Source organism: Granulicatella sp. 572.rep1_STHE (assembly GCF_001073445.1).
In the GTDB taxonomy this organism is placed as follows: domain Bacteria; phylum Bacillota; class Bacilli; order Lactobacillales; family Aerococcaceae; genus Granulicatella; species Granulicatella adiacens.
The window spans coordinates 1-23,431 of the sequence record NZ_JVBO01000013.1; the positions used below are offsets into that span (position 1 = coordinate 1).

The following is a 23,431-nucleotide window of genomic DNA, read 5'->3' on the forward strand; positions in this document are numbered from 1 at the left end:
TTGAACAGGGGACATCCATTTTGTTTTTTCTTGAATTCTTTTGTTATTGTAATAATCTATATAATCTTTAACTGCCGTTTGAAATTCCTTAAAGGTAGAATATTCCTTTTCCAAACCATAGAACATTTCGTTCTTCATTCTGGCGAAAAACGTTTCTATAATGCAATTATCATAACAATTTCCTTTTCGAGACATTGATTGAATAATTCCTCGTTCTTTTAATGACTGTTGATAAAATGCGTGTTGATATTGCCAACCTTGATCAGAATGGAGAATCAATCCATTAACATCAGGGAATTTTTTGAAAGCTCTATTTAACATCCTTTGAACCTGTTCTAAGTTGGGACTTAAAGAAAGATCATAGGAGATTATTTCATTAGAAGACATATCTAAAATTGGAGAAAAGAAACATTTTCCCCAAGGGAAAGTGAATTGAGATACATCTGTACTCCATTTTTGAAGTGGCCTATCGGTCGTGAAATCTCTGTTAATAATATTATCAGCAACTTTTCCAACATTACCTTGATAAGAATGGTATTTTTCTTTAGGTCGTTTTCCAAACAATCCATTTACATGCATAAGACGTTGAACTCTTTTATGATTCACAACGTGACCTCTACGGCAAAGTTCTTGGTAAATTCTTCTAACGCCATATCTACCTTTATTTTCATGAAATATTTTTTTGATTTCTGATAATAAAACACCATTCTTCTCAGCCACAGCATCAATTTTATTCAATTCGAAATAGTAAGTAGATTTAGCCATTTTCATCGCTTTAAGAAGATGTTTTAGTTGGTATCCTACTTCTCGTAACTCCTTGATGATCGCTGCTTTCTCGCCTTGAGAAGCGCAGCTTCCTGTTCTTTTCTCAAGGCTCTCAGTTTTTTTATAACAGCAATTTCAGCTTCTAAATATGCATTTCGTTCACGTAATCGAACTAATTCTTCTCGTTCGGATTCTGAAAGGTTATCAGGCACAGTTTTTTTATTCATAATAGGCTCCTTAGATAATGGTCGTCCTCTTTTCTTATTCTTTAAACCATTATATCCATAAGTTTTATACTTGTGAACCCAAGAACCTAATAATCCTTCACTTATTCCCGCTGAAAAAGCAACCTCTGTTAGAGCTTTTCCATTTAAAACCTGTAAAACAAATGTCAATTTTTCTTCTACCGTCCAATTTCTTTGTTTTTTAACACGCTCCAATCCTTTAGGACCATGAATCCTTTCAATTTTATCCCAATTCAATATTTTTCTTTGAAAACTCCTCTTCATAACTTTTTCAGGTGTCTCAGCCCATATTCCTTGTCGATATAATTCGACACATTTCATTTTGAATTCGAATGAGTAACGCATAATAAATACCCCCTTTACTGGTTTGTCCAGTAAAGGGGGTACATATCAACACTGTGAGTTCCTTTTTTATTCGATATTGCAAAGCTTTTAATGGAAAAAATAATACCGCTAAATCAGAGTTTTATATCATTTTTTAGAATGGATTATTATTTAAAGAGCACTGTTTACCCCCAAATCCTTCGCACTGTGAAGGATTTTCCAACGGTCCATTTCTGAGCGCGATGTCTCATATCCTTTAGTTGAACTCGGGCTCACAGGACTGACGTCCACTTCCCAAACCGTACGCTGAACGTTTCACGTTCCTTACGTCGCTTCGGTCCAGTGTTCCGTTTCTAAACGCTTTTTCTCGTATCCTTTTATAAAATTGGGGCGAATAAGCGAGCAAATTTTTGTTTGAATTTTTCCCATCGGGATTGTTTATCAAAATAGTCTTTAGTCGCAATTGTACAATTATGTAAGTCTTTTAGAAAGTCTGTTTCTACTTGTCTAGCGACTTCTTCATTATAAATAAACGCATTGACTTCAAAATTCAATCGGAAACTTCTCATATCAAAATTAGAAGTTCCAACTGTCACTAGTTCGCCGTCTACAATCATTGTTTTGGCATGTAAAAATCCATTTTGGTATACATAGACCTTTACTCCGGATTGAATAATTTGAGAAGCATAAAATTCTGTTGCCCGGTAAACAATTGGATGATCTGGTTTACTTGGAATCATAATGCGAACATCCACTCCAGACAAGGCTGCAATCGATAAAGCTTCCTGAACGCTTTCATCTGGAATGAAGTAAGGGGTTTGAATCCACACAGATTTTTTTGCCATGGAAATCATCTTAATAAGTCCTAGTTTGATCTTTTGTAAACTAGCATCTGGACCTGTTGAGACGACTTGAATCGTATTTTGCCCCATTGACTCTACCACAGGGAAATATTCAGGAATGAACTCTCTTCGTTTGTCTTCATATACGGCAGCATTCCAGTCGATGAAAAATCGTGATTGTAGCGAATATACCGCATCTCCCACAATTCGTAAGTGCGTATCTCTCCAGTACCCAAGTTTTCCTTTTCCTAGATATTCATCTCCGATATTAAACCCACCAACATACCCGATTTTTCCATCAATCACAACAATTTTACGGTGGTTTCGGTAATTGATACGCCAGTTAATAAAGCCTAACGAATAACCAAAGAAGGCAACCGTATGTCCTCCTGCATCATGCAGTTTTTTCCAAAATCCTTGTCTAGTCGTACGAGCTCCTAGGGCGTCATAAATGACGAGCACTTCAATTCCTTCTCGTGCTTTTTCAATTAGAAGATCCATAATTTCATGCCCAATCGTATCATCATTAAAAATATAATATTGGAGGTGAATATGATGTTGGGCCTGCTCAATATCTGCCTTTAACTGAGCAAATTTATCTTCTCCTGACACGTACAGAGTCACTTCATTGTTTTCTGTAATAATGGCATCATCGGTTTCTAAAAAGAAGAAAGCTAAATCTTCTTGATATTCATTTTTAAAACGAAACTTGGGAGCACCTATTTTTTCTTTGGTTCTTTCTAAATCTCTTTGTTGCTGTTCGACCAATTCTTGAAGGCCAACTGTTTCTTGAGATTTCATATTAAAAATCCGTTTTTTCCGAATTCTTCTTCCAAAAAAGAAGTAGATGATAAATCCAATAATCGGCAGCATGATGAGCACAATAAGCCAGCCCCAAGTAGCCGCAATTTCTCTAGGCTCCCTAAAAACTGTGATGACTGCCCCAATCGTATTCGCAAGAATGATGAGGTAAAGGAATGAACTAATAAATTCCATACGCTCTCCTTTCTTTTTTAAATAAAAAAGACCACGACGAATCAAGGTCTTTTTATTTTTAATTAATCGTTTAATAAATGAGATTGTTCTCTACGTGACAAGAAACGAGTTCCTTTTGGAATATAAACATCTCTTTTTACGTAAATAAGTGTTACAAAGATGAGTAAAGTCACAGCAAGCGTCACTAAAAAGTTCGTCCCAAATTCGAAAATACCTTGAGCTAAACTAACTTTTTCTGCAGAAAACACTGTTGGAGCTCCAATTCCTGTAGCAATCACATGGAATCCATAACTTACAATAGTCGCAATTAAACTTGCTGTTACAACATTTAATGTAGTAGATGATGTACGCGCATTAAACGCTGTACGAACCGTGTTTCTAGCAAAGAATCCTGAAAGACCTACAAAACCATAGGCCATGAAGGAATCATGTAGAGAAACAACGAGGAATCCTGCTCCTGTTGGATGTAAGAATACATGGAGTAATCCAAAGAGGACACTCGCAATCGTTCCCCAAATTAATCCTTGTCTTAGAGACACAAAAATTAATGGAAGAATCGCTAAATCCACAAAGAAAGGTAGGCTTTCTTGTGGGATATAGGATAGAGCTACTGAAACCACAACAGCTCCTAATACTTCAAGTAAGATTTTTACTGCTTTTGAATTCATTCTAATCTCCTTCAAAATCGTTATTTTTTATAGTTAGAGGCTTCCATAATCATTGGTAAAATGACTGGGCGACGTTTCGTTTTATCGAATAGATAACGACTAAGAGCGTCACGAACCTCTTGTTTTAATCTTGGCCATTCGAAATCTTCACTTGCCAAGTTTTCTTCAACAACATCTGTCACAATTTTTTGAGCTTCCGTTAGTAATTCCTCACTGGTTTTCATATATACGAATCCACGAGAAATAATTTGAGGACCACTTAAAATCTTACCTAGTCTTCTAGAAATCGTCACAACGGCAACAAAAACACCGTCTTCTGATAGAATTTTTCGATCTTTTAGAACGATATTTCCAATATCGCCCACGCCGATTCCGTCGACCAATACATTTCCTGCTGCTACTTGACCAGAAGCATTCATTTGGCCATTTTCAATTTCTACGACATCCCCTTTTCCAGGAATAAAGATGTTCTTATATGGAATTCCTAATTCATTAGCTAATTCCGCATGCGCTAATAAACTACGATACTCCCCTTGAACTGGAATGAAGAAGGTTGGTTGTAACAAGTTAATCATTAATTTCAAATCATTAGGAGTCGCATGTCCACTTGCTTTTTTACTGTTTGCCATTTCAAACACTTCAGCATCCGCACGATAGATTAAATCCTTCGTACGAGCAATTTGAGTTTCCATCGCAACTGAAGGAGTCGTTGCAATATACACTAAATCTCCCTCGTGCAAGTTTACCTGACGATGACGTCCTAATGCCATCTTTTGAAGGGCTTTAATAGGCTCCCCTGCATTTCCAGTTTCTAAAATAACAAGTTCATTATCTGGTAATTTCTTCATTTGATTGAAAGAAATAATTAATTCTTTATCAGGAACAGTTAATTTATTCAGACTCAATGCGATATTAACAATTTCTTCAAGTTCTGACCCTGTTAGGAAAATTTTGCGCCCAGATTCATACGCTGCATTGATAACTTGTTGAATACGTAAAATATTACTTGCTACACAAGCCACCACAATACGACCTTGCGCATTTAGGAAAGTTTCTAACATCGCTTCAGCAATTTTACGGTCACTCACATTTTCAACAGGACTTTCCGCATCACTTGAATCGCTTAATAGAGCAAGAACATAGTCTTCCCCAACATCTGTAATACGACCAAAATTCGTTTGATATTCCACTGAAGCACTTTGATCGAATTTGAAGTCTCCTGTATATACGATATTTCCTTCGCTCGTTTTAATCACAATCGCCAATGAATCTGGAATCGTATGTGTTGTTTTAAAGAATTTAATCGTAGCACTTGCAAAGTCAATTTCTGTATTTTCAGTAACTTCGTGGTAGTCATTAAATCCTTTCACTAATTTCGAAGATTCAACATAGTATTTCGCTAATGCAATCGTTAATTTTGAACCAAAAACGGGTGCATCAATATTTTGTAAGAAATAAGGTAATGCCCCTACCGCATCGGCATGCCCATGCGTTAAAAACACCCCTGCAATTCTCTCTTTGTTTTCTTCTAAATAACTGAAGTCTGGGATGACAACATCAATCCCTAGTAGTTCATCTTCTGGATAAACTAAACCGCAATCTAGCACGAAGATGTCTTCTTCAACTTCAACGGCATATAGACTTTTACCGTTTTCTCTCACGCCACCTAGTGCGATGATTTTAATTGAACTCATGATTTACCTCTCATTTTCTTTTATTTACAATTATTTCTTTTAGGCGGACTTCACCACCATATATGCTCTTTTAGAATACCATAATTGTAGACATATTGCGAATTTCAAAGTCTTTCCACGATGCTCTTTTAGTGTGCATTAGCACTCTTTCAAGCATTCCATTGCTTCGTAAAAAAACTTTTTAAGAGTCCTACAAGCATCGCAAACTTCTTCCTTTATAAAACCAAAAAAGACCGAGAAACTCTCGGTCTTTCCTTTTACTGTTCTTGTACCTTATCAATCATATCTTGAATCGTTTTTTGATTATAGAATCGAATTTGTTCTTGGATTTGGTCTTCTTGTAGTTTGCCCATAATTTTTCCCATTCGAGAACTTACTAGGCAAGATGGGTCTGAAGCGTCTTTAAACGTTTTTTCTAGGCGGGCATCTTCAGAAACGAGTATAAAGATGTCTCCTAATTTTATTGTAGAGGGATCTGAAATCCATTGATATCCACCCTGTTTTCCAGCAGCTGTACTCACCCATCCTTTTTTCACAGCTAAACTCATGAGCTTTCTGACAATAGCCGGATTACTACAAGCGTTAAAAGCCAGCTCTTTACTGGAATAACGATTATCATGATGAATCGCTAAATAGGTTAGACAATGAATCATTACGACGAAGTCATTTCCCATTAAATCACCTATTGAATCATTCCGAATACATCATTCAATGCTTCAGCCATTGTTGGATGTGTAAAGATTTGATCGCGAAGAACTGTGTAAGGTAAGTTTGCATTCATTGCAGTTGCAATAATATTAATCACTTCATGTGCTTCTTCTGCAAATAATGTTGCACCAACGATTTGGTTATTTGAAGCGTCCACTAACACTTTATAGAATCCGACTTGGTTTCCAATAATTTTAGCTTTTGGAATCGCCATTGCAGGGAGTTTGGCAACTTTCACTTCGATACCAGCTTCTTTTGCTTGTTTTTCATTTAAACCAACGCTTGCTAAAGGTGGGTTAATGAACGTTGCTGTAGGGAATTTCGCACGTTGTTTCGTTGAATAGCTTGTATCCCCTGCTAAGAAGCGTTTAACGATACGGAAATCATCTAATGATACGAATGTGAATTGTGGTCCACCGTTCACATCACCCATTGCAAAGATATGAGGGACATTTGTTTGTAAAAATTCATTTACTTGAATCGTACCACGTTCGCTTACAGCCACTCCTGCTTTATCTAAATCTAATCCTTGAATATTTGCACGACGTCCTGTTGCTACTAAAACCGCATCTGTAGTAAAGGCTAAAGGTGTTCCTTCTCCCGTTACCGCTTGAATGATTACTTTTCCATCTTCTTTGTGAACATTTTTTAATTGAATTCCTAAGTTAAAGGAAATCCCTAATGACTCCAATTGCTCTTTAACAGCTGAAGATACATCATCATCTTCACGAGGTAAGAATGTATCAAAGACATCCACTACGGTCACTTTTGTCCCGAATTGAGCATAAGTTGCCGCAAATTCTAATCCAATAAATCCACTACCAATGATGACTAGGCTCTCAGGATATTCTTCCACATCCATAATTGTTTCGCTAGTATGAATATTTCCTCCAATCGTTAACCCTTCTACTGGTGGAACAAATGGTGTAGCACCTGTATTAATAAAAATACGTTCTGCTTTAAATAATTTTTCTCCTTCTGCAGTCTCTACAGCTACAGTATGGTCATCCACAAAACGAGCAGTTCCGTCAATAATGGTTGTTTTTTCAACAGAATCTACTTTATTGTAGTTCGCTTGGTTTAATGCAGAAATTAAAGCCTTTTTCTCTTGAACGCTCTTTGCATAATAAGTACTTGCTTCTTCTGTTGAATATTGTTTACGAGCAGCTTTTGTCGCTAATTTTTTAGTTGGAATACATCCAACATTAATACAAGTACCTCCGTACATTGCTTTTGATTTTTCAATAAGGATTGTTTCTTCTCCTTGACTTCCTAAATAACCGGCTAAAGTCTTTCCAGCTTTACCGAATCCGATAATAATATTTTTCACTGAAGTTGTCATATAAATCACCTTTCTAATTGTAATTATTTTTTTTACAATTTGGAGTATACACTGTTTTCCAAAAATTTCCAAAGAATCTGCTCACAGTTTTGAAAAAAATTTAAAAGGCATCTACATGACGTAGATGCCTTCCTCATAAACGTTTATAAAAAAGATTTTAATTGGGTCACTAATTGCTCTAATGCTTCGCCTTTTGGTTGATACTCCTCAGATGACATTTCGTCCCAAGGAACCCACCACACTGGACCTCGACCATTATGACCATAATCCTTCATATCCCCTGATTTTCTTGGAAATAGATGCCAATGAACATGCGCATCTCCATTTCCCAGTAATTCGATATTCATTTTTTCCGCATGAAATGCTTTTGCAACAGCTTCTTGAACAATACTCATCTCTTCTAGAAATTTAAGTTTTTCTTCTGGTTCCATTTGATGCAATTCTGTTACATGCTTTTTAGCAAGGAACAAGGTGTACCCTTTAAAATACTGCCCATCCCCTATCACTACATAACCTGTTTCAAGTTCTTTAACAAAATGCGGATTTCTTCCTTGTTTGATCAATTCAATCCGATCACAAATCAGACACATCTACTTACCCCCTATAGCTTTCTCAGCTTTTTTTATACTTTCTGGGGTAAATTCCCGTTTTTCAAAAATAAATGAATTGATTTCGGTAGTCCCCGTCATGTAGCCTTCGTTATCCACATCCTTAATAGTGATAGTGATATGAAGTCCTTTTGGCCTAGTTTCAACAGATACCGTTTTTAGCAATGTTTTTCTTTTTCCTTGATATACATAATCTAAATAGAACGGAGAAACACTTCTTTCTGATTTAGAAATGTCTACTGCTCCTTTTGTTCTAGAATGAGCTGCTAGATTTTTTAAATACACTCGATCCTCTGGAGAGTTAATGTCGTTCTCAGAATATTCACCGATAATCAATTCTTCTATATTCTGATTTGATTGATTGATGATTTCATAAGAAAACAAAGCATCATCATTATATTTTGGACGAGTAAAACTAAACAAAATCCATAAAAGCCCTAATAATACAAGGCCTATCGCAAACTGTAAAATCAATTTTAATAGTTTTTTTGACCCCAATATTTTCATTTCACACCTCGATTAAATGAATGTTGGTTGAAGTTTTGCTAGTGATAGTGATTGCTTCTTTATTTACGCATACTATCGAACGTTTTCTTACTCATTGGATAATGGTTTATAAAATGAGCGGTTATCTAAACCAAATACGCGTTCTGAGAATGCTCCTGGTTCTGTTTTATCGAGTGCATTCGACATCATTGTAATCGTCGCATCTAATAAGTCGATATGGTGCAGTACCTCAGCTTCAAGTAGTTGTGGTCGAACTGGAGACCCGTATTCTAACTTTCCATGATGTGCTAACACTAAATGTTTCAACAAGAGAACTTCTTCTTGATTTTCGTCAATTCCTAGTTCTTCGCAAGCTTTTGTAATCTCTTCGTCCATAATCACGATATGCCCGAGTAAGTTCCCTTTCAAGGTATACTCTGTTCCAATAGCCCCTGATAGTTCCATGGTTTTGCCGATATCATGAATAATAACGCCCGCAAATAATAGTGAACGATTGATTTGAGGATATTGACCTGCAATCGATTTAGCTAAACGCAACATGGATAATGTATGGTAACTTAGCCCTCCTACAAAGGCGTGATGATGACGTTTAGCTGCTGGATATTCAAAAAAGGCTTCTTGATATTTCCCTAGAATATTATGGACAATTCTTCTAAAATACGGATTTGTAATCTCAAACATTAATTGATTGAATTCTTCTTCCATTTCTTGTTTCGTCATCGGAGCGTGTTCTACAAAGTAGCTTGCAGAAGTCGGCTCTCCTTTTGACGCATCCGTTAGACGAAGACTCACAATTTTGACTTGCGGAGAATTATTGTATAGTTCCCGTTTTCCATTTAAAAGAACCACTTTTCCTGGAACATATTTTTCAATATCTTCAGAGGTTGCGGACCAGTACTTTCCATCCATTTGACCAGACTGATCTTGGAAGGTAAACGCAATAAAAGGTTTCCCATTTTTTGCCATTCGTACGTCCGCAGATTTAATAAGTAGGAAAATCTCAAAGCTGTCATCTACATTATATTCATATAATTTCTTTGTCATAAATTGACCCTCTTTCTCTTTAGCTCAACTTTAGAATGTTCTCTTTTGAAATTTCTGTAGGAACTTCCGTAGTAAAGTAAAATACTTGTGTTACACGAGATAGCTCTTCCATTAATTCTATCATAATCGATAGCCGTTCTCTATCAAAGTTTACGAATCCATCGTCAATCAGAACCGGAATTTTCATTTTCTTAGCTAATTGGAAAATAAAGGCAAATCGAATCGCAATATACAATTGGTCCAATGCCCCTTTTGAAAGATAGAAAGCTTCCATCCACTGACCATTTTGCTGCTGTACTTTCGCCTGTGTATCGCTCAAATGAATCTTCGTATATTGTCCCCTTGTTAATCGGCTAAAAATACGACTCGCTTCCTCTACAATCAATGGAACTTTCGTCGGAACCTTTTCATCTAGTTGCTTTAAGATCCATTTTGCAGCATACACTTGAGTTGCCCAATCCTTCATCGCTTCCTGAGCTTCGAATCGTTCAAAGTCCGCTTCCATTTGAAGATCTTCTACCTGCTCATCTTCTTCCAATAGTTCCGCCTTTGTTTGGAGACTTACTAGTTGGTCTCTGACTTCTTTACGTCTACTTTCCAACTGCGCCTTCGTGAAAACCTCGTCTTGAAGTTCTTCTTCAAGCGTTTCACGTTGCAAGCTTTCTTTTTCATCACTCGAGAAAATAGCGACTTGCTTTTCAATATAGGCTCTTTTTTGCGACAAGGCTACTCGATGGTCCAGAGTTGCCAGGTGACTTCTAAAGGCTTCTATCGTTGTAATGCCAAGAGGACGCAAGCTATTTAGCAATTCCTCTCTTACTTCTGTTGCATCTTGTTCTAATTGCGCTAAATGTTGCTCTTTCTTCAGGATACTTTCTTGGAGTTGTTCCATTTTAGCTTCTCTTTTTTGAGAATTCATCCATGCCTCACGAATGATTCCTAGTTGTTGCTGGACAGTTGCCGGTGCAGTGATCTGTTCATTTTTCCAGAAGTCTTGAATTTCTTCTTTAAATGCTGAAAGTCTTTCTTCCAACTGATTCCACTGTGCCTTCTTTTGTATGAAATCATTAACATTACGTCCTTCGTTTCGGCTAATAAAGCGTTTGGCATCTTCTAAGGTCACCTCAATGCCTTTATCCAAGAGAATTTGTTGAACACGTTCATTCTCTTTTTTGCTCTTTGGAGAAATGACTTGTCCGTTTTTTTGTAAAAAGAAAGCTCCTGCAACCCCAAGACCGCTAGCAATGATCACACTCACTAGCACTTGATTGGTTAAAAATCCAACAACAATCATCACGATAATCCCAATCAGCCCTATGAGTATTTCTGTTCGCATCGATGTAGTAGATTGATTTTCCCTTTGCATTGCATCGAATTTGGCGAGTTCGGCCTCTGTAAAGGGTTGAACACCTTCTCTTTGAACACCGATATTTCCAGGATGAGTCTTCAACTCACGTTCCAATTCAAAGGTACGTTCTTCAATAGCAGCCACACTTTGAGCTTTTGTATAAAGTGCTTCAAGCTCTGTGTCTTCTGTAGCTTCCCCTAGAGTTTGAACTTGGTCTTCTGTTCGTTTTAACTCTTCTTTTGTCTGTTCGATTTCTTTTTCAAACGAACGTAAGCAATGATTCGCCTCTATCGCCTTAGAATGGTCATATTCTTTTGGTAACTCGTACTGTCCTTCAATTGCGCGGTATTCTTCCAATGCATCAAAATAGGTATGCTTTTCTTCTAAAGCATCTATTCTGTTTTGAATCTTGGAAAGTTTTGTCGTCAATTCCTCTTCTTCTTGTTGGAGCCCTTTAATAGCATGAAGATATCCTTCATAGAGTGTATTCTCGCTTTTTGTTTGCGACAAACGATTCGTTAAGTCCTCGAGTCGATCGATTCGCTCATTGAGTTCTAGTTTTTTGGCTTGAGGTCGGTATAGTTTATTCGCATCGTTCAATAGACTTTGACTCTGTTCATATGCCCCTTTATGTCCCATGACACTGAGACTATATAAGAAACGATGCATTTCTTCTTCATTACTAAAGACGTTTTGTTGTAACTCCTCCTCATTAAATCCAAAAAGAGAATGGTACTCACTCAATGTTAATTCGTGAAGGATGCGCTCCAGCATAGACTCTGGTAACGCCTGACCCGTTTCGGCCGATTTTAATACTAATTTCTTTTGAGAACCTACTGCAGTTCTTTCAATGATGAGAGACCCTAGTCCTTCATCTTCAATCCACATTCGCCCGCCCCGCGTATTCGTATGAAGTGGCTGATAAGGATACACCCCATTCTTCTTTTGCTTAAAATCAAAGAGCATTTGTTCGATAAATCTTCGAATGGTCGTCTTCCCAGATTCGTTCAGCCCTTGAACGACTTGTAAGTTCGGATGGAAGGTAAACGTCTCATGTTCCCATTTTCCAAAATGATCGATTTCGATTTTTGAAATATACATTAACCTTCCTCCCTTCCTAAAAAGCGAGCTTCTAATAAACGCATCGCACGTTCGTGAATCTCTTCTTGGACATCTTCTTGATGGAGAAACTCCCTCATCCATTGATTGGCAAACCCGCTCTTTGCAATCTCCATTTCAGAAAAAATCGTAGAATCCTTCTCCCCTACTAAAGAGATTCCAGAGACGCCGCGTAAAGGCTCTATCATTCGTTCTCTAATACTCATTACACTCACAAGTGAGCCTCTTTCTTCCAATAAAGAATTCACTACCTGTGAGATTTGCTGTAACTCTTCTCTTGTAAATAGCGACTCTTGTATTTGCAAAAAGACTGTAACGAGGCTACGTTTTTCTACTTTTGGAAGATCCTCTACAATGAGATAAGGAACAGTTTCCAAACGAGCACTTTCTGTAATCCTTATTGTGACGTCCATCCAATCCATTGTACTCGTCTCAATAAAGTGAATCTGTGGAGGCCGCCCTGAAGTGATTTCGACTAAAAACGCTCCTTTTTCTCCACTCTCAGATCGGTCAGCTCCCTGTGTCGTTCCACTATACCAAGCACATGGATTCTGTGATACTTCTTGGCAATGATGAATATGCCCTAGCGCCCAGTAATCATAGTTTTTAACTCTTAATTCAGGAATTGAAAAAGGAGCATAGCGCCCACTGGAAGAAGTCACCTCACCATGTAAAACCCCAACATGAACATCACAGTGTGGGCTCTTGATAGGATACTCTTGTACTTTTCGTTCAGGGATAACAGGAATATCATAACTAAATCCACTAAAGGCCACCCGTTCTCCCGTTTTTGTTTCTAGTTCAATTGTTTCAACAGTACTTCCAAAAGTATAAATGTGGTCTCCTGACACATAAGGAGTCCCCGCATCATGATTGCCAAGCGCTAAAATAACAGGAATCCCAAAAGGAGCCAGCCGATTTAGTTGCTGTTGAAGAAACAACTTTTCTTTGATAAAGGTCCGTTGGCTATCCAATAAATCTCCTGATAAAACAAGTGCATCCACTTCTTCTTCAATGGCTTTATTTACAACTGTTTCAAAAGCATCAAAGGCAGCCTGTTTTAACTCCCTTGCGATCTCACGATGATTCTTTCCAATGCCTGCATAAGTAATCCCCAGATGGACATCTGATGCATGGATCAATTTGACCATTCTAGTTACTCCTTTCTTTTCTTCAAAAAAAGCATATTTTCCTGAACCGTCTGTTGTGCGTTCAAAGAAAATATGCTTTGGATCGATTCTTATTAAAACCGTTTGATTGAACTATTTACCATTATAAAGCTCTTGAAGTGGATTTGTAATGATACGGTTAATGTCTTGCATAATCGTATTCAAACGTTGCTCCGCTTCCATCAACGCTTTAATATATTCATTTTCGCTCACTTTTTGTCCTAATTCTTGAGCTTTTTGAATATCTTCTTCCGTAATTTCTTGTCCTGAATATTGTTTTTGTTGTAATTCGATATTCACTTGACGGAATTCATCGAATAATGCTTTTGCTGTTTCATCTGCTTCAATGGCTTCGAAGCTTTCTTTTACAGTTTTGAATTCAGCTAAATCACGCAAATCACGTTCTAATTGGTTTGCTGTATCATAAATATTACTCATCTTTCATCCTCCTGATTGTTTTGTTTTATTATAACATATCGTCGTCTACTACACTACAAATACGAACGTACATTCGTACTATCGATTATTAAATTTATTCCAGATATTTCTACCCCATTCCTGAAGTTGATTCCAGATTTGTTCTCCAGTCTTTTGGGCGTCCTGAATAAAATTATCTAGCGTATTATTTTGATTTTTTTGATTTGCTTGTTTGGTTTTTACAGGCTCTACATTAAATGCCGTATTGGCTGTATATTGCAGTAAGCCTTCCATCTCTAGTTTAAAGAGTGGCCCTACCCCTTCTCTACTAGAAGCTGATAAGGAATAGTTTCCGGATTGGTCATACCCCATCCAAGTTGCCACCACTACATCCGGCGTGTATCCAATCATCCATTGGTCCCTAGAACCATTTTCATTATTAAGAGCTTCTGTAGTTCCTGTCTTTCCGGCAATAATTTTACCTGAAGGGGAAAATGGAGCTCCTAGCCCTTCTTGACCATAGACTGTTAGAAGCATGCTTGTCATCTTCTTAGCTACTTCTTCAGTTGTTACACGATTGTCTTTAACCGCTGTATTATCAACAATGACTTTCCCGTTTGCATCTACAATTTTAGTAACAAAACGAGGTTTCGTACGAACACCTTTATTGGCAAAGGCTGTATAAGCTGAGGCCATTTGGATTGGAGAAACCCCTTTTGTAAGTCCTCCTAAAGCAATTCCTAAATATTCATCTCCTGGATCGGTTTCAATTCCAAATTGATGGACTTTTTCGATTCCTTTTTTCAAACCAATTTTATCTAATAACCATACTGCAGGAGCATTCCAACTTTGGTTCAAAGCTTCTGTCATCGTCACAGTTCCTTGATACTGTTTATTCCAGTTTTCTGGAGTATATTTGTCTGACCCATAAGAACGTTTCTCATCCACGAGTACAGAATTCGGTTGGTATCCTTCTTCCAGAGCAGAAGTATATACAGCTAATGGTTTAAACGTAGAACCGGGTTGTGCTTGTAGTTGAGTGGCACGGTTAAATCCTCGGAAGGTATGTTTCTCATTCGTACGTCCTCCAACCGTTGCTAGGACATCCCCATTTTGTGGATCCATAGCTACAGAAGCCGCCTGAGCAATCGTTCCATCACTAGCTTTCGGGAATAACCAACTATTGGAGAAGGTTTCTTCCATATCTGCTTGCATCTTTTGGTCTAAGCCTGTATATATTTTATACCCTTTATTTAGCAGTTCTTCTTCACTAATCCCATAATTATTAGTAATTTCGTTAATAACGGCATCAAAATAATAAGGATATTTATAACGAGAGTTTGCTACATAAGCGTCTTGAACCGTAATGACTTCCGCCCCAGCTTTATCCGCTTCCTCTTGCGTAATTTTTCCATTAGTCACCATTAATTGTAACACTGTAGCACGACGTTTCACCGTTGCTTCCATATCATCGATTGGATTATACACATTAGGTGCCTTTAAGCTTCCGGTTAATACGGCAGCTTCACTAATCGTTAAATCTTTGGCACTTTTACCAAAGTAACGTAAAGACGCATTCTCAATTCCGTATGCACCGTTACCAAAGTAGGCATTATTTAAATACATCTCTAAAATTTGATCTTTCGAATATTTCTTTTCCAGCTCAAAACTTAAAAATAGTTCTTTTGCTTTTCTTAAAAACGTCTGATCTTGTGTTAGAAAGGCATTCTTAGCCAACTGTTGGGTGATGGTACTTCCTCCACCTGTGACACGACCGCGATTGAGTAATAACCCAAATGTGGCACGTAAGAACCCCATTGGATCAAACCCATGGTGATCATAGAACCGCTTATCCTCGGTAGAAACGAGGGCATTAATCATATTTGGAGAGATTTGATCGATGGTCACAAATTCTCCTTTGTTGATGTTTAAAACTCCCGCTTCTTGATTATTGCGGTCATAGACTTCTGTTACTTGTACCATCCCAGCTCTTAAACCACTAACATCAGTAGTTTTAGCGGTATAGACTAAAAATGCTGAAAATGCCGTAATAGCCGTAAGAATGAGGACAAGAATTAATTTCGTCACATGGAATTTTCTCCAAAAACGACGAATGGCTAACATAATTTTATGATTCCAAACTCTTTTTATAATCGATGGTTGTGTAGGCTCTTCTGTATGACGATGTTCGACTGTCTCTTCTTGTTCTTGATCATGTGTCACGTGATCGACATGATCTTTTTCATTAAATTCTTCGTTCATACAATCCTCCTTTTAAATTGAATCTATTATACTGTACCACAAAAACTTTTAAATCCACATAAAAGTTTTTGACCTTTTACAAAAAATTAAACGATTCTTCTTTTACATCCCAGTCTTTCTACTATGTCCCATAAAAGAAATAAAGGACGAAGGAAATCTCTTCCTTACGTCCTTATGATGTCATACTGCAAATAGTCTTTCTAAATCTTCATTACTAAACGCTTGGCCTTCTGGTTCGTTCACACGTTCAATTGTTGCTCCTAAAGCACGCAATTTTTCATGGAATTCAAAGTATCCACGGTCTAAGAACTGTAATTCTGTGACTCTTGTATATCCTTTAGCGACCATACCCGCAATAATTAATGCCGCCGCTGCACGTAAATCCGTTGCTTTTACTTCTGCACCAGACAAGACAGATGCACCCGTCATCACAGCTGTGTGAGAATCAATTCGGAATTGAGCTCCCATACGACGCATTTCTTCTAAATGATTGAAACGGTTCTCGAAAACTGTTTCCGTCATCGTACTAGTTCCTGTTGCTAGTAATTGGGCAATCGTCATTTGCGCTTGCATATCTGTTGGAAATCCTGGGTGAGGTAATGTTTTCACATCGGTAGGTTTCAATGAATCTGGGCCAATCACACGAATGCCATCTTCCTCTTCAATAAATTGAACACCCATTTCCCCTAATTTAGAAATTAATGGTTGATTGTGCTCCGCAATTGCATCTTCAATAAATACGTTCCCTTTCGTTACCGCTGCTGCGACCATGAAAGTTCCTGCTTCAATACGGTCAGGGATAATTGAATGGATGGTTCCATCTAAACGTTCCACCCCTTCGATACGCATATTTTCAGTCCCTGCACCTACAATTTTAGCACCCATTTTATTTAAAATATTAGCTAAGTCTACGATTTCTGGCTCACGAGCTACGTTTTCTAAGTGAGTAGTTCCTTTTGCTAATGTTGCGGCCATCATAATATTTTGAGTGGCACCTACTGATGGGAAATCTAGGTAAATACGAGCTCCATGAAGTTCGTCTGCATGCGCTTCAATATATCCCTCTGTTTGAACGATTGTTGCTCCCATCGCTTCGAACCCTTTTAGGTGAAGGTCGATAGGACGACTACCGATGGCACAACCACCTGGCATCGCCACACGCGCATGTCCAAAACGAGCTAATAGTGGTCCCATCACAACGATTGACGCACGCATTTTGCTCACATATTCAAAAGCAGCAGTCGTTGTAATATCTTTTGTAGCATTCAACGTAATAGCTTTTTCTTCTTCATCAAATGTGCTTAATACGTTTAGGCTTCCTAATACGTTTAACATCATATGTACATCTGATAAGTTCGGTACATTTGTTAAATGAGTAACGCCTTTATCTGCCAAAATACTTGCTGCTAAAATCGGTAATACCGCATTTTTAGCTCCTTCAACTTTTACTGTCCCTTGAAGTCGTGTATCGCCACCGCGAACGATCATCTTTTCCATGAAATAACCTCCGAAAACTCAATCCAATTACTGTATCACATTTTGAATATACTGATTTAAATAGTCTGATAAATCGAATATGACTTTTGCTATACTTGCGCCCATCCAAATGGCGATAAGTAAAAAGAGGATTCGTGCTTCTTGTACGCGCCCTTTTTTCAGGATTTTTTCAATTTGAATTCCTTGAAGCGCCCAGTAACTCAGTACAATAAAAGCAATAATTAACGTCATTCTAACCATCAATGTTACTTGAATCATACGTATTCCCCCAGTCATATACTGCCTTTCTATACTACCATATTTGACCATTAAAAAAAAGCAGGAGATATCTTCCTGCTTATCCAATGAAGTAAAAACATCCTAGTCTAATAAGTGCGGCTAAAATCAGGCTTAAAAATAACGTTTTTTTAGAGTCTTGAATGAATATTGCTAGTAGAGTCATCCCTAAAAACAGAATGGGGATTGAACCTAATATTAGAGGATGAATTCCTCCAATCTCAAAGAGTAAAACTGCCTTGATGCAGAACATTAATAATACAGAAGGCCACATCATCCTCACTAATATTCGTCCTATAAAAACGCAGTTTCGGCTTCGAACTAGTATCAAAAGTCGCATGCTCTCATACTCATTAATAAAATACATCAAAATAAGAACTTCCATTACCATTAAGAAAACACTTAAAAGATGCCCAAAAAGAAAGGTAACGGGTATAAAGCTGAAGTGAGCCTCGATATAAAACGACGGTAATGGATGAAACAAATTCCATACTATTAACAAACCAAAAAGATAGAGAATCCACTCTCGAATTGGAAATAACTGTTTCATTGAAGAATCAGCTTCCCTTCTTCCATCAAATATTCCTTATCAAACTGTAATTCGGCTAAATTATCATGAGCAGCAATCACAATCGATTTTCCTTCTTTGTGAAGCTGTTGGACTAGTTGATGAAACTGTTGAAGTGATTTTTTATCTAGTCCTCGAGTTGGCTCATCTAATAAAATTAAATTTTGATCCTCCATCACAGCTTGAGTAATCCCCATTTTCTGACGCATTCCAACGGAATATTTTTTCACGTGAACTTTACTATCAAAATCTAAATCAAAATTATTCACTATTTCTCTAATTTTTGATTCATTGTAATTTTTATTGATAGATGCTAAAAATTTAAGATTCGTTTTTAAACTACTTTCTTCCATGAACGCTGGATTCTCAATCAAAGCTCCAATTCGTACATTACTATCTAAAACAACTTCACCTTTATCCGGCTCCAAAATATCACAAAAAAGCTTAAATAAAGTAGACTTTCCGCATCCATTAGCTCCTACAATATGAATAAGCTCTCCTTGTTCAATTTTGAAATCAACCTCTTCTAAAATCACTTGAAAGCCAAATTTTTTGGATACATTTTTTAATTCTAACATGAGTACCTCCCCTTCACTCTCGTAATAGAAACAATATCGTAAAATAAGATGTTAATGAAAATAGGATAGAACCAATAATAGCCATATTTCTATTACACCCAATAGAAATCGTATAGATGATTAATCCCGAACAAATTAAATACACGCTTTTTAATAGAGCAAATATCAGCATCAGTTTTGAAAATGCTTGTCCATTCATCATTTGGAATAGTAACGCTAAGGAGAATTGAGCAACAAAATAACAAACAACTGAAACTAACACAGTTCCCAATTGATAAAATTGATAGTTTTTCTCCCCAACTCTTTGAATGAGAAGGTAACGGATTTGATGTCGTCTCCAAATGACAACCCCTAGTAAAACTAATAATAAGGTGTCTGAGAAATATGCTGTAAAATGGGAAGACAATAAGTCTAGTATTAAGTTACCGAAAATTTGCCCTTTTAAAACAAAAGAGACTCCAGAAACAATCGATAATCCATACACCCATTGTTGTCTTTTTCCTTTTAGGAGCTCATTCATTAATATCCCTCCTTCAAATCCATCTTTCTTCTGATAATTAATAGGAGAATCGTCAAAAGACTATAAAATATCGCAGGATATACAAAAATAACCCAGGCTGAATGAGAAATAGTTTCTGCTAATAATGTGTACATTCCTGGTTGAATGAGTGATAAAACGCAAATTGAATAGCCGATAATCGGGGAAATTCCACCTATAACCATTGCTAATAAAAGCGATATAATCACTAATAACAATCCACTGCATAAATAAATGATATATCGCTTTAGGAACAATCCAACTGAAAAAACAAATGAATAGAAAATAGCATATCCTAAAGGTATTATTACTATCGTACAGATTAAATTGACAAAACTATTGGTTGAAAAGTTGATAGTAAAGGACCATGTCAAATATGAACTATTCTCCTCGAAGATAAAAGGAGAATAGAAAATATGGACCATGATAGCTTGGAGCACCATTTTTACAAAGAAAACAAAATAGATTATGATAAAGTTCGTTTTAAATTGTCTTAATAGAAGTGGTGAAAAGAATGTTTTTTTATGTCGTAATCTCACAGATTGTAAATAGTCGCAATGCGTTATCCTTTGTCTAATACATTCGTGAGAAAAGAATAGCGGTGGAATCATAAATGCCACAAAACCATACACAGCGTCCAATATCTGAATGGAGCTGAATATAATTTCATAAAACAGTGGTATTCCTCCTTCTGCTCCTCCAAAGTGTCCCGTTGACAAATGATAATGAATATAGTTTAGAATCATAACGATGGAAAGTATCCAATAGAAAATGATTGAGAACATTGACCATTTATTTTTATAAAATACCATTTTTTTCACCTACTTTTGCCTTCAATTTTTTTACACTAAGAATAACTTTGTTTCCGTTTTCATTGTACTCTTTTTATGTGCAACAAACAATAATCAATTATGAAAATTATCGATAAACACATATAAAAATCCACTACTTTTAAAACTCAAACTAAAAAAAGAAGAATTATGCTATACTGAAAGAAAGCGAGGGAAAAGAATGTTAGAAAAATATAAAACGATTAAAGAAAATGGAGTCCATGAAATTGAGATCAAAGGGTCCAGGTTTATCGCCCATTTTAGCCGTGTAAAAGACGAAGAAGAGGCGCTGGAATTTATTCAAACGATCAAAAAGGAACATTGGAAAGCCACTCATAACTGCTCTAGTTTTCTCATTGGTGAAAACGATCAAGTTCAACGAGCAATGGATGATGGCGAACCTAGCGGAACGGCAGGTGTTCCCATGCTAGAAGTGTTGAAGAAAAATGAATTAAAAGACATTGCTGTGGTAGTCACTCGTTACTTTGGCGGTACAAAACTAGGTGCAGGGGGCCTCGTTCGCGCATATTCTGGGGCAGTAAGTGAAGGCCTGAAAGCCATAGGAGTGGTAGAATGTCGGCTTGAGGAACAACTCTCACTTTCTTTCAACTATGCACATGTAGGAAAAGTAGAATATTATTGCCAAACTCAACAGATTCCAATTGTGGATAAAGTCTTTCTAAACGACGTACAATTTACATGTAGCCTGCCCGTTCAAGAAGTGGAACACTTTGAAGCAGAAATCATTGAGCTCCTACAAAATCAAGTCACTTTTGATAGTCTTGGTACAAAATATACCGAATACGAAATCTAATCAAAAAGACCTATTCAAATGAATAGGTCTTTTTGTAAGGTTTTAAAGGGAGTTCAATTTCAAAAAAATGATCGCACTAGTTGATTGACTTAAACAAAGCTTTGATTCTTTGTTTAAGCCGAATCAACTTTGCGTGGGAGCCATAGGAACTCATTGAGAAAGGTTTGAGTTCTGGCCTCTCCTTTGACCTACACTAGAGGAAACGTAAAGAGGGGGCACGGGTTTCCAGACGTTTCCTTAAAAGAGAAGATTATCAATATCGGTTTGCGACAATAGAAGATCCATTTTCGCTAAATTGGAATAACGATTCATCGTTGGAAGTTCATCCAGTATGACGATATCTGTTCCAAGGCGTTTTAATAATTGATCAATCATATTCGAAAGTCGCATTGCAAAAGGGCCACTCGTAATAAATCTACGTGGGACTGCCTCCATCATCATGATGATTTCTAAAATATAATTTTGAATGGCCTTCGTATCTAAATCTGTTTCTTGTAAAAAGATGATTTCTCTCTCATCGGCCATCGCCAGCATAAAAGCACCTTTTTTATAGAATCCCATCGCAGCAATTGGAGAAAGTGTCAGTTGAATTTCACAGCTACCTGTAAGAATTCCTTGAATCATCTTTTTAGCTCTCAGAAGTGAAAAATCACTAACCACAATGGGTTCCGGCTTCACTTGGAAAAATGGCTTGAGTTCTTCAATCGTATCGAAACTCATCTCTTTACGAGTGATTCCTAGAGACTTAATTTGTTTTGTTTTTTGGTTATATTCTAAAACAGAGTAAAAATCCTCTTCTTTTTGTTTAAGAACTTTCGCCGCTTTTAAAATTTCTTCCCAGTTTCCTTCTTGAAGTAATACTGTAGTGATTCGTTGTACAAAAGTAATTTCAGACTTTTTTAAATCAGCAAAAAGATCAAATGGTTCATTGAAGCTCGAGATAATTGGTAATTCTCTAGCTCCTTTCACAGGATACCCTTTTTGCTTTAAGTATTCCATTTCGCCTTCATCAAATTCACTTCGCTTTACAAACTGAATTTCGATGCCTTTTCGAAACCAAAATGCTTCTGGTTTTTCTTCTCCAACAACCTCATCTGACATCGAAACAAGTCTTTCAGAAAGTCGATATCGAACAAGTTCCTCTTCGTTCTTAAAGAATAATAATCGAAGATCTTGTGGTTGATTTTTTTCAATTAGGAAGAAAAACTTAACAGCTCCCGTCTTATTCTGGAAAGCAAAGGCAGCATTTTTGAGTTCTGTTTGCTTTTTTACCTTCTTAAGAAGCAACGGTATCAGTTGGTACAATTCTTGACTCATATACACTACCCCTATCTTTCATTTATTCATTTTTATTATACTACCTTTCACATTTTTTTGATAGCGTTTTTAGTTTTTATTTAAAATATTATATATTTGACGTTTTTTAATGATTTATTTCCTTCATAAACTATTAATTCCCACTATCTCATGAATTTATTCGTTTTTTTAACCGCTCAATTTTCTCTATTTTCAGAAAACTTAATCTTTTCTTAATTATTTAATCGTGATAATTTCTTAATTTGGGTAAAAAAATACCCCCTCAAGCATTGGAAACCCAATCCTTGACGGGGTAAGGAATACTTCTTAACGATCGATTTCTGTTACTTTTCCTGTAGCATTCGAAACTTTAACAGTGACATCATCATTTGCACCTAGATAAATGTCAAATTCCCAAATGACTTCACCATCATCTCTGTCAACACTCCACTCACGGATAGAACCGTTAGGATATTCTTTTTGAGCGACAGCAGCCATATCATCCACTTGTTTCAATGAAGCTGTGTCAATTTTCTCTTCATTTCTTTCACCTGGTTCAGCTGGTACTTCAGCATATTTAGAGAATGATTTTGTAGCTTTATCATAGCGATACGTATATTCTTTTGTATCGTTGATTGCTTCAATTTCATAATACATCCCATTTACAAATTCGATAGTGGTAATGTCTAAATCAGGGAAAGCTTTTTTGAAAGTGTCAATCAATTCTTTCTGCATTGCATTTTGACTTCCCATAGACTGACTAGAATTTGTCGTAGCACTTGAAGTAGTAGCTGTATTGGCTGTACTTGTAGTGGCTGTCACAGTTGTAGCAGGAGCTTGTGTTGTCTGTTGCACTGTTGTTTCAGGAGCAGCAGTCGTAGTTTCTTTTGCTGGTGCAGCTTGATTTGAACAGGCTGCTAATAGGCTTGCGGCTGCAAGACTTAAGATTTTTGTTGTTTTTTTCATTTCTTCACTC

The 23,431-nt window shown here is 36.9% G+C and carries 21 protein-coding genes; 1 reads left to right on the forward strand and 20 read right to left on the reverse strand.

Features of this window, described 5'->3' with window-relative positions; all coding sequences use genetic code 11:
• The 18 genes from ADH99_RS02290 to ADH99_RS02380 form a co-directional block, all read right to left on the reverse strand.
• The coding region (locus tag ADH99_RS02290) for an IS3 family transposase (RefSeq protein ID WP_343214157.1) at positions 1-825 on the reverse strand (825 nt) is incomplete at its 3' end.
• The gene (locus ADH99_RS02295; protein ID WP_049555802.1) at positions 801-1,355 is read right to left on the reverse strand and encodes a transposase; all 555 of its coding nucleotides are present in this window, start codon (positions 1,353-1,355) and stop codon (positions 801-803) included. The genes ADH99_RS02290 and ADH99_RS02295, both read right to left, overlap by 25 nt.
• A gap of 356 nt (positions 1,356-1,711) precedes the next feature.
• A complete protein-coding gene (gene cls / locus ADH99_RS02300) occupies positions 1,712-3,172 on the reverse strand; it encodes a cardiolipin synthase (RefSeq protein ID WP_082160305.1) in 1,461 nt (486 codons plus the stop codon).
• 62 nt (positions 3,173-3,234) lie between these two features.
• Positions 3,235-3,840 (reverse strand): energy-coupled thiamine transporter ThiT, encoded by a 606-nt coding sequence (locus ADH99_RS02305; protein WP_049555803.1) that lies wholly within the window; start codon positions 3,838-3,840, stop codon positions 3,235-3,237.
• A 20-nt stretch (positions 3,841-3,860) separates the two neighbouring features.
• Positions 3,861-5,534: a ribonuclease J gene (locus tag ADH99_RS02310; protein WP_049555804.1), complete on the reverse strand. Its 1,674-nt coding sequence runs from the start codon at positions 5,532-5,534 to the stop codon at positions 3,861-3,863.
• A 257-nt stretch (positions 5,535-5,791) separates the two neighbouring features.
• Positions 5,792-6,208: an RrF2 family transcriptional regulator gene (locus ADH99_RS02315; protein ID WP_049555805.1), complete on the reverse strand. Its 417-nt coding sequence runs from the start codon at positions 6,206-6,208 to the stop codon at positions 5,792-5,794.
• Positions 6,209-6,216: 8 nt separating this feature from the next.
• On the reverse strand, positions 6,217-7,584 hold the full coding sequence (locus tag ADH99_RS02320) for an FAD-dependent oxidoreductase (protein ID WP_049555806.1): 1,368 nt from the start codon (positions 7,582-7,584) through the stop codon (positions 6,217-6,219).
• A gap of 143 nt (positions 7,585-7,727) precedes the next feature.
• Positions 7,728-8,174, reverse strand: coding sequence for an HIT family protein (locus tag ADH99_RS02325; protein WP_049555807.1), 447 nt, complete (start codon positions 8,172-8,174; stop codon positions 7,728-7,730).
• Positions 8,175-8,699, reverse strand: coding sequence for a hypothetical protein (locus ADH99_RS02330; protein ID WP_049555808.1), 525 nt, complete (start codon positions 8,697-8,699; stop codon positions 8,175-8,177).
• Between the two features lie 87 nt (positions 8,700-8,786).
• Positions 8,787-9,743: a 3'-5' exoribonuclease YhaM family protein gene (locus ADH99_RS02335; protein ID WP_049555809.1), complete on the reverse strand. Its 957-nt coding sequence runs from the start codon at positions 9,741-9,743 to the stop codon at positions 8,787-8,789.
• A 19-nt stretch (positions 9,744-9,762) separates the two neighbouring features.
• Complete coding sequence (locus ADH99_RS02340) at positions 9,763-12,192, reverse strand: ATP-binding protein (protein WP_049555810.1); 2,430 nt, start codon at positions 12,190-12,192, stop codon at positions 9,763-9,765.
• On the reverse strand, positions 12,192-13,361 hold the full coding sequence (locus tag ADH99_RS02345; protein ID WP_049555811.1) for a metallophosphoesterase family protein: 1,170 nt from the start codon (positions 13,359-13,361) through the stop codon (positions 12,192-12,194). The genes ADH99_RS02340 and ADH99_RS02345 overlap by 1 nt, the downstream gene beginning before the upstream one ends.
• Before the next feature lie 111 nt (positions 13,362-13,472).
• Positions 13,473-13,817 (reverse strand): YlbF family regulator, encoded by a 345-nt coding sequence (locus ADH99_RS02350; RefSeq protein ID WP_005604985.1) that lies wholly within the window; start codon positions 13,815-13,817, stop codon positions 13,473-13,475.
• 78 nt (positions 13,818-13,895) lie between these two features.
• A complete protein-coding gene (locus tag ADH99_RS02355; protein WP_053091369.1) occupies positions 13,896-16,058 on the reverse strand; it encodes a transglycosylase domain-containing protein in 2,163 nt (720 codons plus the stop codon).
• A 180-nt stretch (positions 16,059-16,238) separates the two neighbouring features.
• Positions 16,239-17,555: a UDP-N-acetylglucosamine 1-carboxyvinyltransferase gene (murA, locus tag ADH99_RS02360; RefSeq protein WP_005604981.1), complete on the reverse strand. Its 1,317-nt coding sequence runs from the start codon at positions 17,553-17,555 to the stop codon at positions 16,239-16,241.
• Between the two features lie 27 nt (positions 17,556-17,582).
• Positions 17,583-17,813: a DUF1146 family protein gene (locus ADH99_RS02365; protein ID WP_049555919.1), complete on the reverse strand. Its 231-nt coding sequence runs from the start codon at positions 17,811-17,813 to the stop codon at positions 17,583-17,585.
• A gap of 564 nt (positions 17,814-18,377) precedes the next feature.
• Positions 18,378-18,977 (reverse strand): ATP-binding cassette domain-containing protein, encoded by a 600-nt coding sequence (locus tag ADH99_RS02375; RefSeq protein WP_049555814.1) that lies wholly within the window; start codon positions 18,975-18,977, stop codon positions 18,378-18,380.
• A gap of 13 nt (positions 18,978-18,990) precedes the next feature.
• Positions 18,991-19,497 carry a hypothetical protein gene (locus ADH99_RS02380; protein WP_049555815.1) on the reverse strand — a complete coding sequence of 169 codons (507 nt, stop codon included), beginning with the start codon at positions 19,495-19,497 and terminating at the stop codon, positions 18,991-18,993.
• 1,029 nt (positions 19,498-20,526) lie between these two features.
• Between ADH99_RS02380 and ADH99_RS02390 the strand changes: the two genes are divergently transcribed.
• The gene (locus ADH99_RS02390; protein WP_049555817.1) at positions 20,527-21,159 is read left to right on the forward strand and encodes a YigZ family protein; all 633 of its coding nucleotides are present in this window, start codon (positions 20,527-20,529) and stop codon (positions 21,157-21,159) included.
• 237 nt (positions 21,160-21,396) lie between these two features.
• Here the strand turns inward: ADH99_RS02390 and ADH99_RS02395 are convergent, their stop codons facing one another.
• A complete protein-coding gene (locus tag ADH99_RS02395) occupies positions 21,397-22,476 on the reverse strand; it encodes a hypothetical protein (RefSeq protein ID WP_049555818.1) in 1,080 nt (359 codons plus the stop codon).
• A 306-nt stretch (positions 22,477-22,782) separates the two neighbouring features.
• Positions 22,783-23,421: a PepSY domain-containing protein gene (locus tag ADH99_RS02400; RefSeq protein ID WP_049555819.1), complete on the reverse strand. Its 639-nt coding sequence runs from the start codon at positions 23,419-23,421 to the stop codon at positions 22,783-22,785.
• Between the last annotated feature and the right edge of the window lie 10 nt (positions 23,422-23,431).

Excerpts from the sequence above, each read along its gene's own strand:
- ADH99_RS02295 (WP_049555802.1), bottom strand. The coding sequence starts at position 1,355 with ATGCGTTACTCATTCGAATTCAAAATGAAATGTGTCGAATTATATCGA.
- cls (WP_082160305.1), bottom strand. The coding sequence starts at position 3,172 with ATGGAATTTATTAGTTCATTCCTTTACCTCATCATTCTTGCGAATACG.
- ADH99_RS02305 (WP_049555803.1), bottom strand. The coding sequence starts at position 3,840 with ATGAATTCAAAAGCAGTAAAAATCTTACTTGAAGTATTAGGAGCTGTT.
- ADH99_RS02310 (WP_049555804.1), bottom strand. The coding sequence starts at position 5,534 with ATGAGTTCAATTAAAATCATCGCACTAGGTGGCGTGAGAGAAAACGGT.
- ADH99_RS02315 (WP_049555805.1), bottom strand. The coding sequence starts at position 6,208 with ATGGGAAATGACTTCGTCGTAATGATTCATTGTCTAACCTATTTAGCG.
- ADH99_RS02320 (WP_049555806.1), bottom strand. The coding sequence starts at position 7,584 with ATGACAACTTCAGTGAAAAATATTATTATCGGATTCGGTAAAGCTGGA.
- ADH99_RS02325 (WP_049555807.1), bottom strand. The coding sequence starts at position 8,174 with ATGTGTCTGATTTGTGATCGGATTGAATTGATCAAACAAGGAAGAAAT.
- ADH99_RS02330 (WP_049555808.1), bottom strand. The coding sequence starts at position 8,699 with ATGAAAATATTGGGGTCAAAAAAACTATTAAAATTGATTTTACAGTTT.
- ADH99_RS02335 (WP_049555809.1), bottom strand. The coding sequence starts at position 9,743 with ATGACAAAGAAATTATATGAATATAATGTAGATGACAGCTTTGAGATT.
- ADH99_RS02340 (WP_049555810.1), bottom strand. The coding sequence starts at position 12,192 with ATGTATATTTCAAAAATCGAAATCGATCATTTTGGAAAATGGGAACAT.
- ADH99_RS02345 (WP_049555811.1), bottom strand. The coding sequence starts at position 13,361 with ATGGTCAAATTGATCCATGCATCAGATGTCCATCTGGGGATTACTTAT.
- ADH99_RS02350 (WP_005604985.1), bottom strand. The coding sequence starts at position 13,817 with ATGAGTAATATTTATGATACAGCAAACCAATTAGAACGTGATTTGCGT.
- ADH99_RS02355 (WP_053091369.1), bottom strand. The coding sequence starts at position 16,058 with ATGAACGAAGAATTTAATGAAAAAGATCATGTCGATCACGTGACACAT.
- murA (WP_005604981.1), bottom strand. The coding sequence starts at position 17,555 with ATGGAAAAGATGATCGTTCGCGGTGGCGATACACGACTTCAAGGGACA.
- ADH99_RS02365 (WP_049555919.1), bottom strand. The coding sequence starts at position 17,813 with ATGATTCAAGTAACATTGATGGTTAGAATGACGTTAATTATTGCTTTT.
- ADH99_RS02375 (WP_049555814.1), bottom strand. The coding sequence starts at position 18,977 with ATGTTAGAATTAAAAAATGTATCCAAAAAATTTGGCTTTCAAGTGATT.
- ADH99_RS02380 (WP_049555815.1), bottom strand. The coding sequence starts at position 19,497 with ATGAATGAGCTCCTAAAAGGAAAAAGACAACAATGGGTGTATGGATTA.
- ADH99_RS02390 (WP_049555817.1), top strand. The coding sequence starts at position 20,527 with ATGTTAGAAAAATATAAAACGATTAAAGAAAATGGAGTCCATGAAATT.
- ADH99_RS02395 (WP_049555818.1), bottom strand. The coding sequence starts at position 22,476 with ATGAGTCAAGAATTGTACCAACTGATACCGTTGCTTCTTAAGAAGGTA.
- ADH99_RS02400 (WP_049555819.1), bottom strand. The coding sequence starts at position 23,421 with ATGAAAAAAACAACAAAAATCTTAAGTCTTGCAGCCGCAAGCCTATTA.